This window comes from Psychrobacter sp. 4Bb, assembly GCF_002836735.1.
Classification (GTDB): Bacteria; Pseudomonadota; Gammaproteobacteria; order Pseudomonadales; family Moraxellaceae; genus Psychrobacter.
Genome location: NZ_PJAS01000041.1, coordinates 1 through 13,537 on the forward strand (window position 1 = coordinate 1; position 13,537 = coordinate 13,537).

The following is a 13,537-nucleotide window of genomic DNA, read 5'->3' on the forward strand; positions in this document are numbered from 1 at the left end:
ACAGTCATGAGGGGATAAATGTTGATACTTCTAAATGCGTTATAAAAATACAAATTGAGTCAGCTTTTTTGATCCTATCAGTCTCTATACATAATCTTGTATAGGGGCGATTTCAGTTTTACATCAACGTTTATAATCCTTTTGTTTACTCAATATATTGTAGCGTCGATGTAAATAATTACTATCACCAGTTTTATCCTAAGGAAGAAATACATGAGCATTAGTGAAGCCATCCAAAAAGTCGAAGCACGTTATGCCCATCAGCCCGAATTCATTCAAGCAGTAAAAGAGGTGGCAATTACGATTCAACCTTTATACGATGCGCATCCTGAATATAGTACGTTAAAGGTATTCGAGCGTTTGGTAGAGCCTGATCGGGTATTTGGCTTTCGTATCAATTGGGAAGATGATCAAGGCGTGGTACAAGTCAATCGTGGTTGGCGTGTGCAGTTTTGCAATGCTCTAGGCCCTTACAAAGGCGGTCTTAGATTCCATCCTACCGTCAATCAATCCGTATTGAAGTTCTTAGGCTTTGAGCAAATCTTTAAAAATGCCTTAACTGGCTTGCCTATTGGTGGCGGTAAAGGTGGGTCAGATTTTGATCCTAAAGGTAAAACAGACAGTGAGATACGTCGTTTTTGCTATGCCTTTATGCGTGAGCTACATCATTACGTGAGCAAAGACATGGATGTGCCTGCTGGTGACATCGGCGTCGGTGGTCGAGAAGTTAGCTATATGTTTGCGATGTATAAGAATTTAACACGCGAATCAACAGGGGTTATCACTGGCAAAGGCGTGGGCTTTGGTGGCAGCTTGATGCGTACAGAGGCGACTGGCTACGGTGCAGTCTACTTCTTAGAAAATATGCTCATCGCTCAGAACGATAAGCTTCAAGGCAAAAAGGTGCTGATATCAGGAGCAGGTAATGTCTCATTACATGCTGCCGAAAAAGTGAATGCGCTAGGTGGTATGGCAATAACTGTCTCTGATTCACAAGGGACGTTGCATGATGAAAATGGTCTCAATCAAGAAAAAATTGATTGGCTCAAAAAACAAAAGCAGCAAAACAAGCCTTTAGCAGAGTATGTTGATGTTTATGGTGGCGAGTGGCTTGCCAAACAGAAACCGTGGCAGTTTGAAGCTGATATTGCGATTCCATGCGCTACTCAAAATGAAGTCAATGAAGCTGATGCCAAATTGTTGGTCGAAAATGGCGTGAAGTATGTGGTGGAAGGCGCTAATATGCCACTCACTGCGGAAGCAATTGATTATATCCGTTTGCACCGTGTTCATTATGCACCTGGTAAAGCTGCTAATGCGGGCGGGGTAGCAGTATCTGCGCTTGAAATGTCGCAAAACTCTGTCCGTCAATATCAAACCTTTGAGCAAGTCGATGAGCGTCTAAAAGGTATTATGAAAGATATCCACGACAGTGCTGCGAATGCTTCAGAACAATATGGTCAAACTGACAATGGGTATATCGATTATATGGCTGGTGCCAATATGGTTGGCTTCAAACGTGTGGCTGATGCGTTGGTTGCTTTTGGTATTTTGAACTAGTCTTACTTATAAGTGGTAAACAAGCCTTAGCGGTTGGTTCATACGGACAAATAGCAAAGCCCCAGTCACTGAATGATTGGGGCTTTTTTAATTGAGATAAACAAAGGTGGGTTGATTACAGTGTCTCGCGCCATTGTCCTTGAACCATAATGCCTTGGGTAGGATTTAGTCCCATCTGATAGGCCAAGTCAGCAGGACGAGCGATATCCCATAGCGCTAAATCAGCATCACAGCCCACTTCCACTTTTCCTTTGTTGGACAGCCCTAACGCTTGTGCTGCATAAACGGTTGAGCCTGCCAGTACTTCTTCAGGCGTGAGGTAAAACAGTGTGCAGCCCATATTCATCGTCAATAACAGCGACGTCAACGGTGAGGTGCCAGGATTACAATCGGTTGAAATTGCCATAGGAACTTTGTGTTTGCGCAAGGCTTTAATTGGCGGCAACTTAGTGTCACGTAGTGTATAAAACGCCCCAGGTAATATCACGGCAACCGTATTGCTAGCGGCCATTTTTTTGATGTCTTCTTCTGACAAATGCTCTAGATGATCGCTCGATAGCCCTTTATATTCAGCAACTAAGGCACTACCACCTATATCGGACAGCTGCTCAGAGTGCAGTTTGACTGGTAGATCTAATGAGCGTGCGACCTCAAACACTCGTCTGATTTGCTCTGTGCTAAAGGCGATGTTTTCACAAAACCCATCGACCGCATCGACCAAGCCCTCTGCATGCAGAATGGGTAGCCACTCGCAGACTTGCTCAATATAGTCATCTGCATGGTCTTTGTAATCAGTGGGTAGGGCATGCGCTGCTAGATAAGTGGTGCTCACATGAATGTCGTATTTTTCTCCCAGTTGACGAGCGACCCTAAGCATTTTGCGCTCCGTGTCTAAGTCCAAGCCATAGCCAGACTTGATTTCGATACTGGTGACACCTTCTTTCATAAGTGCGACTAGGCGTTTTTCACTTTGGGAAAATAGCGATTCAATACTGGCCGCGCGGGTCGCGCTCACGGTTGCGACAATACCGCCGCCTTGCGTAGCAATGTCTTGATAACTGGCACCTTGCAAACGCGCTTCGAATTCATTGCTGCGGTTGCCACCATAAACGATATGCGTATGACAATCGATGAGCCCAGGCGTTATCCATTTACCATCGACGTCTATGACTTGATTTTCTTGATAATGTGGCAGATGCGTCGTGATTTGCTCTTGTGCCCCAATCCATGCAATCTTGCCGTCTTTAATACCGATAGCCGCGTTCTCTAACTGACCATATGGGATATTATTAGCATCTGAATTATCGTAAATATCGAAACCATAGTTCGCTGAAAACGTCGCAATGTTGGCATTGATAATGAGTTGATCAAACGATGTCATAGTAGACTCGTCTAGCATCTGTTCTGTAGAGTTTTTCGATACGGAGTTCTTTAATTCATTCATAATATGCTCCTAATTATTGGGAGGCTAATGTTTTTAAGCGCTAAGTAAATGCTGCTCTACAATAGTCGCTAGTAAGCGAGCAGCAACTTTGCAGCTACGACTATCAACGTCAAAAGTAGGGTTAATCTCAGCAATGTCGACCGTTTTTACTTTGCCTGATGCCATGATGGTTTTGACCATGCGCTCAACGAAACCTAGTTCAATGCCGTAAGCGGCAGGTGCGCTCACACCCGGAACGACACTAGAGGGGAGACAGTCCATATCAATAGTGAGATAAATAATATCAACCTGATCTATGAAGCTTTTGACCTGCTCGGCAATGGTGTCCCAAGGTTGATAATGACAGTCTTCATCACTAATCACCTGTACACCCAGTTGCTCAGCGCGATCAAAGAGAGCTGCCGTATTAGAAAAGCGACTGACGCCAATACAGCAATAATGAAAGGGCTGAACGTGTGCGTCAAGATGCTCGGCAATCTGGCGAAACGGTGTACCAGAAGTCGCCACATCAGACTGACGAATATCAAGATGAGCATCAAAATTAATAATTCCGATAGTAGGCGTGGCATTTGTTTCTCTGGTATTATCTACGGCCTGCCATAATCCCAGAAAACTACCATAAGCAATGGCATGACCACCGCCAAGCCCAATGGGTAGACCACCTTGCTTAACGATAGTGCTCACTGCATCGGCATATTTGAGCTGAGCTTGCTCAAGGGTGCTCTCGGCAAAGTCGTCATTATCATCACAATGAATGTCACCAGCATCACCCAATAAGGTTGATAATTGACTATCAGAACGTTGTTGTAAATCAGCGATGACTGGCAGCGTAGCAAATGCTCGACGAATCAGTGGCGGGGCAGCTCTAGCACCTACGCGGCCTTGATTGCGTCTGACGCCTTGATCACATGCAAAACCAATTAGCCCAATATTTTGAGCCTCATAAGGCTGAGCAAGCTGATACCAATAGCGGGCACGCGTAGTTTCAAATGGCTCTGCACGTCCTGTCCACTGGGTCATATCAGCAGGTGTATGGCTAATACTTGTAGTCGTTGCTGCTGTTCTCGCTATTGTCATCGCTGCTCTCCGCTTATTGATCTTTATTTAGACTCGTACCAATCGCTGCGTAGTTCTTGCCAATGTTCAGCAAGCGTACCGTCTAATACCAGCTGTTTAGCTGCTTCGATATCAGGGGCGAGGTAGCGATCTTTGTCATAGAAAGTCACTTTTTCACGTAGTTTCTGATGTGCCACAGTCAAAGGCTCTGACGTATCTAGTCCGTGATGGAAGTCGATGCCTTGACCAGCAGCCAGAAGTTCAATACCAATAATGGTGGCAGTGTTTTGTGCCATTTCGTATAGGCGTCGTGCGCAATAGGTCGCCATAGACACATGGTCTTCTTGGTTGGCAGAAGTCGGGATACTATCAACGCTACCAGGATGGGCGATAGATTTGTTTTCTGACGCCAGTGCTGCGGCGGTCACATGAGCAATCATAAAGCCTGAGTTGACTCCAGCATTATCAACCAAGAATGGCGGTAAGCCACCTGATAAGGTTGCATCGATCAGTAAAGCCATACGTCGCTCAGACATCGAGCCAATCTCGGCGATTGCTAAGGCTAAGATGTCAGCGGCAAAAGCGACTGGCTCAGCATGGAAGTTACCACCTGATATAGCAACTGGCCCATCTTCGTTATTGAAAATAAGTGGGTTGTCTGTTACCGCATTGGATTCGATGAGTAGCGTTTTCCCTGCTTGGTTGATGATATCGAGACAGGCACCCATGACTTGCGGCTGACAACGCAGGCAGTAAGGGTCTTGAACTCTATCGTCTTGCTCACCGTCATGTGAGGCACGAATAGCACTGCCTTTGATTAGCTGACGGTGTGCTTTGGCGATTTCGATTTGACCATGATGGCCACGTACTTCGTGAATACGTGCATCAAATGGTGAGTCTGATCCTTTGGCCGCATCAATCGACAGTGAGCCGACAATGGTCGCAGTCTCAAGCAAGTCACGCGCTAAAAAATAACCACGTAATGCCAGTGCGGTTGAGACTTGCGTACCGTTGATCAGTGCAAGGCCTTCTTTGGCTGCAAGAGTAATAGGCTCAAGTCCATGCTGTGCTAGGGCGTCAGCAGCAGGTACTTTTTTACCAGCGACAAACACATCACCTTCACCCATCATCGCAAGCGTCATATGTGATAATGGTGCTAGGTCACCAGATGCACCAACTGAACCTTTGGCTGGAATATTGGGTGTGATTTGATTGTTGATTAAGCCAAGTAAACTGTCTACCACTTCGCGGCGTACACCAGAAACACCTTGCGCCAGACTGGCAACTTTCATCACCATAATTAGTCGTACGACGCCTGCAGGGAGAGCTTCACCCGTGCCCACTGAGTGAGAAACGATTAGGTTACGCTGAAGTAGCTCAAGCTGATCATCACTGATACGTGTCTTAGCAAGTAAGCCAAAACCAGTATTGATACCATAAGCGCTTTTATCTCGCGCAATGATGGTACGTACATCTTCGTGCGAGGCATCTATCGCCTCATAAGCGCTCTCAGGTAGTGTCAATATGACAGGCTGCTCGTAGATATCACGTAGCATCTCAAAGCTAAGCTGGCGAGGGTGTAGGGTTAGTTGTTTGATGTCGTTCATATAGGTAGTCCTAGTTGCATAGTTATCTGGCTATTTATTTTTATAAAGTAAAATGATTCGAACTATTTGACCATTGGCAGATTTAGACCATAGTCTTTCGCTGTTTTAATCGCCAACTCATAACCTGCATCGGCGTGACGCATAACCCCTGAGCCGCAATCATTGACAAGTACTCGCGATAAGCGTTTGGCCGCGGCGTCCGTGCCATCCGCTACGATGACCATACCTGAATGCTGCGAATAGCCCATGCCGACACCGCCGCCATGATGTAGTGATACCCAAGTTGCGCCGCCAGCCACATTTAGCATACCGTTCAATAGCGCCCAATCAGATACGGCGTCTGAGCCATCTTTCATGCTCTCTGTTTCGCGGTTTGGACTAGCGACAGAACCCGTGTCTAAGTGATCACGACCAATGACGATTGGGCCTTTTAGTTCACCGTTTTTGACCATTTCATTGAATGCCAAACCTGCTTTGTCACGCTCACCAAGACCTAGCCAACAGATACGAGCAGGCAAGCCTTGGAATTGAATACGCTCTTTTGCCATATCTAACCAGCGATGGATATGTTTATTTTCAGGGAATAGCTCTTTGATTTTTTGATCAGTCTTATAGATATCTTCTGGATCACCTGATAACGCTACCCAGCGGAACGGGCCTTTACCTTGGCAAAATAGCGGACGAATATAAGCAGGGACAAAGCCTGGGAAATTAAAGGCATCTTTGACCCCTTCATCAAAAGCGACCTGACGGATGTTATTACCGTAATCAGTCGCTGGAATGTCCATCGCTTGCAAGTCTAAAATCGCTTGGACGTGTACGGCACAAGACTGAGCAGCGGCTTTGGTCAGTGCTGCATGTTGCTCTGGATCTTCTTGAGCAGCTTTCCATTCCTCTACTGTCCAACCGCTTGGTAGATAGCCATTGATCAAGTCATGCGCTGAGGTTTGATCGGTGACCAAGTCAGGCTTCATACCGCCAGCATTAGCACGCTTGACCATCTCAGGCAAGATATCTGCGGCATTACCAAGTAGAGCAATAGAGACGGCTTCGCCCGCGTCCGTATGTTGTTTGATTAACTCATAAGCATGGTCAAGATCGTCTGCTTGCTTGTCGACATAACCCGTGCGCAAACGGAAATCGATACTAGACTGCTGACATTCGATGTTCAATGACGTTGCACCCGCAAAAGTTGCGGCTAGTGGCTGCGCGCCGCCCATACCGCCCAGACCAGCGGTTAAAATCCAACGACCCGCCCAGCTACCGTCATAATGCTGACGACCCGCTTCCACAAAAGTCTCATACGTACCTTGGACGATGCCTTGCGTGCCGATATAAATCCAGCTACCAGCAGTCATTTGACCGTACATAAACAGGTCTTTGCGATCGAGCTCGTTGAAGTGCTCCCACGTTGCCCAACGCGGTACAAGGTTGGAGTTGGCAATCAATATGCGTGGTGCGTTTTCATGTGTTTGAAACACGCCGACTGGCTTACCAGACTGTACTAGCAACGTCTCATCATCTTCTAATTCTTTTAATGACTCTAAGATTTGATCGTAGCTTTCCCAGTTACGGGCTGCGCGTCCGATACCACCATACACGACTAGGCTTTTTGGGTTTTCTGCTACATCAGGATGCAGGTTGTTTTGCAGCATGCGATAAGGGGCTTCGGTCAGCCAGCTTTTGCAATGTAGCGTGCTACCGGTAGGCGCAGCAATATTACGGCTCTCATCGCGGCGAGTCAGTTTAGTCTCTTTGTTGGTTCCGTTGTCAGTAGTCATGATCATATCCTTGTGATAGCGAATAGGGCGATAAAGTCATCAGAGTAAGTGTCTTACAGTCAGTCTAGATATTCATTTACTAAGTATTTATCTACTACTAAGTATTCATCTAAATTCATAAAAATATCGAATCGATAAAGCAAATTTTCTAGCACCGCTGTATATTTGTATATACAAATTATCAAAGATACTTTTTTCATGCAAGGGTTTTTTTCATGAGCTGATTATTTTTGTTATTTACTCAGTCGATTTAGATAACACCGAGTGAGTTGAAAAACGCCCTAGTCAACACTGAACGCTCAGACATTTTGACTAAGGCTTGCACGGTGGTCTCGTGATATTATGTGGTCATTCCTATTAGCAAAACTGACGGTCAAAGGCGGATATGACAAAGACGATTCCGGCGTATCAACGCATAAAAAACGCCATACTAGACAACATCCATTCTGGTAAGTGGCAAGCGGGCAACGCAATTTCGACAGAAATGGCACTGGCTGAAGAGTTTGGCGTGTCAAGAATGACGGTCAACCGTGCGCTAAAAGAGCTGAGCGAGGAGCGGGTGTTAGAGCGTCGGCAAGGGTCGGGCACGTTTGTCGCGCAGCAGCAGTTCAATCATACGTTTGTTGAGGTACGCAACATCGCTGAGGATTTAAAGTCTGCCAATCGCGACTATGAGGCACAGGTCGTGAGTAAGCGTGCTATTACGGCTGATATGCTCGATAATGAGTTGCGTCGTAAGTTTGGTATTGATAAAGGGGTTGTGATTGATAAAGAGTCTGTGCCTGCTAATACAAGCGCTCAGACAGATGCTAGTGATGAAGCTGTCCTGTATGAAGTAAAAATTATTCATTTTGCCGATGGTCAGCCCATACAGTTTGAAGAACGTTGGGTCGATGCCAAAAAAGTGCCGAAGTTTATCGACCAGGATTTTAGTGTGGTCAATACCAGTGATTACTTAATCGCTAAAAGTCCTCTAGAGAGTGGCAGCTATACCATCCGAGCATTGGCAGCGCCAGATGAGATTGCTGAGTTTTTGCAAATTGCGCCGCAGTCACCAACGCTTGTGTTGCGTCGACAGACCTATTCGGCTGGTCAGGTCGTTACCTTTGTAAAAATGTGGCATGCAGGAGATCGCTATCAGTTCTCAGGCGAGTTGTAGCAGATATAGTCAAGCCTATATAAATCCGCTACATGGTCATCCTCGCTAAGCATACTAATGTATAACTTGCACTCGGTTTCCTTGTATCGAAATTATATTGAACTGACTATAGCTTACGTATGCTCACTGATTTTGTACGTTTTTCTGTCTAAAGTGAGATACTATATCCATAAGCTGCTATTTAATAAGATAGCAATTGCTCTTACTTAAAGTCGTCAGAATATTTGAACAATCGTTAAAAATTAAAATATAATATAGAAACAGTATTGAAAAATAGCCCAAATAGCCTCAAATCGGGCAACCAAAGCCGAATATCATAGAGGAGCTTATATTGTTCTTCTGTATCGGCTTGTCCTATTTATTAGCACCGTATATTTTATTAGCATTATGTGTTTTTACTTTATTCATTCACTCTTATAAGGACGTCTTATGAAACGTCGTACTCTTTTAGCCCTTGCCGCCAGCACCATGTTCCTTGCCGCTTGTGGTCAATCTACTACCAACGAAGCCGATACCAGTGCAACTGACAGCGCTGCAACAGGCGGTTCTGATTTGCTACAACGTATCAACAACGGCGGCACTATCAACGTCGGTACAGAGGGTACTTATCCTCCGTTCACGTACCATGATGAGAGTGGCAAACTAACGGGTTATGATGTTGAAGTAACGCGTGCAGTAGCCGATAAACTAGGCGTAGACATTGAGTTTAAAGAAACCCAATGGGATGCGATGTTGGCTGGTTTGGATTCAAAACGTTTTGATATGGTGGCTAACCAAGTCAGTTTGACCACGCCTGAGCGTAAAGCAAAGTATGACAAAGCAATGGCTTATAGCTGGTCAGGTGCGGTTGTATTGGCACCTACTGATGACAACCGTTATAGCTCGTGGGAAGGTCTAAAAGGCCTACGTACGGCGCAATCACTTAGCAGCAACTATGGTGAGCTTGCAGAGCGTTACGGTGCAGAGATCGTTCCTGTCGATGGTATGGCGCAAGCGATTCAATTAGTGAAGCAGGACCGTGCTGACTTTACGATGAATGACAATCTAGCGGTATTGGATTATCTCAAAAAATTCCCAGATTCTGATCTTGAGATTAAATTAACTGCACCTGCTAGTGAACAAACTGGTTCAGGTCTAGTGCTTATCAAAGGTGATGATGAAGTCGTAGCAAAACTGGATGAAGCGATGGCTGAATTGGCGGCTGAAGGCACACTTACCAAGCTTAGCGAACAGTTCTTTGGTGCTGATATAAGTCAACAAAAATAATGTCAGTTTCTATCATGTCAGCTTCTGTAATGTCTACATCATGGTTCGCGGACTTATTGGCAGTATTGCCATTTATGAGTCCTGATCGAGCGCAGATTGTCATCTCGTCGTTTTGGCCAATGCTCAAAGGCGGTATCTATTATTCGATACCGCTGGCATTGATCTCATTTGCGATTGGTATGGCCATTGCACTGACAGTGGCATTGATTCGTATCATTCCGCGTGCCACTTGGTTCCATGAAATCATTTATCGGCTCGCTCGTGTCTATGTGTCCGCCATTCGCGGTACACCGATGCTGGTTCAGCTGTTTATTATTTTTTATGGTCTGCCAAGTGTCGGGGTGAAGCTCGATCCTTTTCCCTCAGCGATTATCGCGTTCTCACTGAACATCGGTGCGTATGCATCGGAGACAGTGCGTGCTTCTATTTTATCGATACCAAAAGGACAGTGGGAAGCAGGCTCGACGGTTGGTTTGACGTATCTACAGACTTTTCGCCATGTGATTTTACCGCAGGCGCTTCGAGTATCGGTGCCGCCGTTGTCTAATACCTTTATCAGTCTTGTAAAAGATACCTCACTTGCTTCACTGGTGCTAGTCACTGAGCTGTTCAAACAAGCGCAGATTATCACAGCTCGTAACTATGAGTTTATGTTGGTCTATACCGAAGCCGCGATTATCTACTGGGGTATTTGTCTGTTCTTGACCTTTATCCAAGGCAAGCTTGAAACTCGGCTAGACCGTTATGTAGCAAAATAAGCTACGTAGTAAAATAAATTATGGCCCAATAGACACGCCCTAGCACAACAGGAATTTTTATGATCAAAGTCACTAATATTCATAAAGCCTTTGGTGGCAATCAGGTGTTAAAAGGCATCGACTTGACCATTAACAAAGGCAAAGTGGTCGTAATATTAGGACCTTCAGGATCGGGTAAAACCACTTTTTTGCGTTGCTTAAATGCGCTAGAGATTCCTGATCAAGGTGTGATTGCTTTTGATGACGATAGCTTGAGCGTCGACTTTGCGACTAAGCCAAGCAAAAAAACGCTACTAGCCTTACAGCGTAAGTCAGGTATGGTGTTTCAGTCTTATAACTTGTTTCCACATAAGACAGCCATTGAAAACTTGATGCTTGGGCCTACAGTGGTACAAGGACAGAGCAAAGCGCAAGCCCGTGAGCAGGCACTGGTACTACTTGAGAAAGTTGGACTGTCGGACAAAGCGGATCTCTATCCTTTCCAGCTATCTGGTGGTCAGCAGCAGCGTATTGGTATTGCTCGTGCGCTGGCTATTGAGCCGTCATTGTTACTGTTTGATGAGCCAACCTCTGCGCTTGATCCAGAGTTGGTACAGGATGTGCTTGAGACGATGAAGCAGCTCGCCTCTGAAGGTTGGACGATGGTTGTAGTGACTCACGAAATTAACTTTGCTCGTGACGTTGCTGATCATGTTGTACTGATTGAAGATGGTCATGTGGTTGAAGAAGGCAGTGCCAAGCAGCTGTTTGAGGACTCAAAGCATCCTCGTACGCAGGCATTTTTGCAACGTATTGAGCAGTAAAAAAGTTTGTTTTTGCGTAAGTGATAAAACAAAAAAGCCCCAATCATGATGCTATGGTTGGGGCTTTTTTTATCGAAATAAATGGGACGTATCTCAAATGGACAGACAGTAAACTATGCCCTTTGTCGTTGTTTTAACCAGCGAGGTACACGAGTAGCAGTGCCATTTAACACAGCATTTAACAACGCCGCCAGCAAGATAAGCGCCACGCCCAAATACTGAATCCAAGACAAAGATTGATGCAGTAATAGCATCGCGAGTGCAATCGCAGTCAATGGCTCAAAAATCGTAAATACCGATGCACGAGTGGCGGGCAGCTTTTCCAATGCCTTCATATATAGCCCAAATGGCACGACGGTTCCCAGCAGTGACAATCCTAAAACGTAGCCCCAAGTCATCAAGGGCAGACTCAATAGCTGCTCATAAGTGTTATAGGTCTCAGGTAAGAGCAGTAGTACGCCAGCACTAATGATAATGGAAGTGAAAAATACCAGAGGGGCAGGGTGAGCGTAATGCATCGCGCGCTTGCCCAGTACACCATATAACGAATAGCACATCCCTGCTGATAGACCGAGTAAAATCCCCCAGTTAACTTTTGCTTGCTCACCTAGCATCGTTAAGCCTACGCCAAACACCGCCATCAATGCTAGTAAAACTGATTTCCGAGTAATAGACTCACTCAGTAAGAACTTCGAAAATAATAAACTAAATACAGGCGCGGTATAGAGTAAGGCAACGGCAGGGCCAGCACCGACATAACTGACCGCAAAAAAATAGCAGACCGACATGCCAAGGACACCTATCAACGACTGCATCGCCAGTCCAAGCCATTGTTTTGGCTGTAACTTGATAAGGTGGGGCCACAGTGTTGGTAGCATGGCTAAGATGATAAAGGCCGCCGTGACAATGCGTAATATCGTTACCTGCCAACCACTAAATCCAATTTGGTTTAGGTAAGTCGAGAATATACCCAACGTGCCCCAGCAAATAGCAGCCGTGATGATTTGAATGGTGCCTAGCCATGATTGATGCGAATGGGTCGTCATTCCGTTGTCGATGTTTGCCATACTGTTTTCTTCTTACGATCTAAGTGACACAAGATGTTGTAAGATTGCTATTGATACAATCTCTCCAAGCAATACTAAAATAAGAAAAGACAACCTGATTAAAGGCTGTCTTTTGTTTGTTCTTTTGAGTCTATCACTAAAAGATAATAAGTGGCTACTAGGTCGTGTGCTAAATTCAATCAATAGTCATTTAAATGGCTAAAAAATGGCTAGCGTTTACTAAATAACTTAAACAATATCGAATCATTAACTCATATCATATTTGTGTTCGCATCACTTTTTTATTTCTATAGTCTCTGTTAATCAATCCATAAAAAGAATGTTTGCTCTCGGAGAGCATTTCGCTGAATAAAGCACACTTTTTCCAATTAGGTTCTTGGTAAATGATCCGTATCAGCCCCGCAGTTTTTTGAGCGCTGTTTTATCCACTGAGTCTGCTCTTTTTTAAGATTAGCCGCCATATCCTCACCGTACAGGCGTCTGACTTCATTTCGCGTTACTCTGTAGCTTTCATTCAATGCTTTATCAGACGTGTTATATATCTGATCAACCAAATCAGCTTGTGATGCTAATGGCAGATAAGTCTCGTTTTCTTTGTAGGTGGCACTATAGGTATCGACTGTCCATTTACTTCTTATAGATATCTCATGGTTCGAGGTATCTATAAACCCATCAAAATCTTCGCCCTCAAAGGTATAACTCTGAAATCGACACGGGGTCACGCCATCTTTACATAAGCTATGCTTGGTTTCCGCAGAGTAGTATTTGACAGCGTAGGGCGACTTACTAGATTCTGGTGTTGTCTGCAATAGTCGTCCTAAATCGGGAGCGACCAGTAGCATATTGTTGCAAGTAACGCTTCCTTCTGCACATCTCTCATAAAGGTTAAGACGTTGGCCTTGGATGTCCATGCCCATGGTAAAGTTTGCCTGTACAGGAGCTACAGCCGAACTGACAGATGTCACTAGCGTTAAGCTCAAGAGCAACGCAGTACGTCTGAGTAAGCTGGAGGTATTTAGGCTTGAGCTAGACATGG

11 protein-coding genes are annotated in these 13,537 nt (G+C 45.1%); 5 read left to right on the forward strand and 6 right to left on the reverse strand.

Annotated elements, in window-relative coordinates; all coding sequences use genetic code 11:
- Window positions 1-213 precede the first annotated feature (213 nt).
- Window positions 214-1,560, forward strand: coding sequence for an NADP-specific glutamate dehydrogenase (gene gdhA / locus CXF60_RS01480; protein ID WP_102090487.1), 1,347 nt, complete (start codon window positions 214-216; stop codon window positions 1,558-1,560).
- A gap of 115 nt (window positions 1,561-1,675) precedes the next feature.
- Here gdhA and hutI read toward each other — a convergent pair whose 3' ends face one another.
- The 4 genes from hutI to hutU form a co-directional block, all read right to left on the reverse strand.
- Window positions 1,676-2,959, reverse strand: coding sequence for an imidazolonepropionase (gene hutI / locus CXF60_RS01485; protein WP_180958062.1), 1,284 nt, complete (start codon window positions 2,957-2,959; stop codon window positions 1,676-1,678).
- Between the two features lie 78 nt (window positions 2,960-3,037).
- Window positions 3,038-4,081 (reverse strand): formimidoylglutamase, encoded by a 1,044-nt coding sequence (hutG, locus tag CXF60_RS01490; protein ID WP_102090489.1) that lies wholly within the window; start codon window positions 4,079-4,081, stop codon window positions 3,038-3,040.
- A 23-nt stretch (window positions 4,082-4,104) separates the two neighbouring features.
- Window positions 4,105-5,667, reverse strand: a complete 1,563-nt coding sequence (gene hutH, locus CXF60_RS01495) for a histidine ammonia-lyase (protein ID WP_102090490.1) — start codon at window positions 5,665-5,667, stop codon at window positions 4,105-4,107.
- A gap of 62 nt (window positions 5,668-5,729) precedes the next feature.
- Complete coding sequence (hutU, locus tag CXF60_RS01500; protein WP_102090491.1) at window positions 5,730-7,448, reverse strand: urocanate hydratase; 1,719 nt, start codon at window positions 7,446-7,448, stop codon at window positions 5,730-5,732.
- A 385-nt stretch (window positions 7,449-7,833) separates the two neighbouring features.
- Between hutU and CXF60_RS01505 the strand changes: the two genes are divergently transcribed.
- The 4 genes from CXF60_RS01505 to CXF60_RS01520 all read left to right on the forward strand — a co-directional run bounded on the left by CXF60_RS01505 (window position 7,834) and on the right by CXF60_RS01520 (window position 11,434).
- Window positions 7,834-8,607 (forward strand): UTRA domain-containing protein, encoded by a 774-nt coding sequence (locus CXF60_RS01505; protein WP_102090492.1) that lies wholly within the window; start codon window positions 7,834-7,836, stop codon window positions 8,605-8,607.
- A gap of 429 nt (window positions 8,608-9,036) precedes the next feature.
- The gene (locus CXF60_RS01510; RefSeq protein ID WP_102090493.1) at window positions 9,037-9,873 is read left to right on the forward strand and encodes an amino acid ABC transporter substrate-binding protein; all 837 of its coding nucleotides are present in this window, start codon (window positions 9,037-9,039) and stop codon (window positions 9,871-9,873) included.
- A 74-nt stretch (window positions 9,874-9,947) separates the two neighbouring features.
- The gene (locus CXF60_RS01515; RefSeq protein ID WP_179797881.1) at window positions 9,948-10,631 is read left to right on the forward strand and encodes an amino acid ABC transporter permease; all 684 of its coding nucleotides are present in this window, start codon (window positions 9,948-9,950) and stop codon (window positions 10,629-10,631) included.
- A gap of 59 nt (window positions 10,632-10,690) precedes the next feature.
- Window positions 10,691-11,434: an amino acid ABC transporter ATP-binding protein gene (locus CXF60_RS01520; RefSeq protein WP_057761251.1), complete on the forward strand. Its 744-nt coding sequence runs from the start codon at window positions 10,691-10,693 to the stop codon at window positions 11,432-11,434.
- A 113-nt stretch (window positions 11,435-11,547) separates the two neighbouring features.
- Here CXF60_RS01520 and CXF60_RS01525 read toward each other — a convergent pair whose 3' ends face one another.
- A complete protein-coding gene (locus CXF60_RS01525; RefSeq protein ID WP_102090494.1) occupies window positions 11,548-12,501 on the reverse strand; it encodes a DMT family transporter in 954 nt (317 codons plus the stop codon).
- A 368-nt stretch (window positions 12,502-12,869) separates the two neighbouring features.
- The gene (locus tag CXF60_RS01530; protein ID WP_180958061.1) at window positions 12,870-13,535 is read right to left on the reverse strand and encodes a lysozyme inhibitor LprI family protein; all 666 of its coding nucleotides are present in this window, start codon (window positions 13,533-13,535) and stop codon (window positions 12,870-12,872) included.
- Window positions 13,536-13,537: the final 2 nt, after the last annotated feature.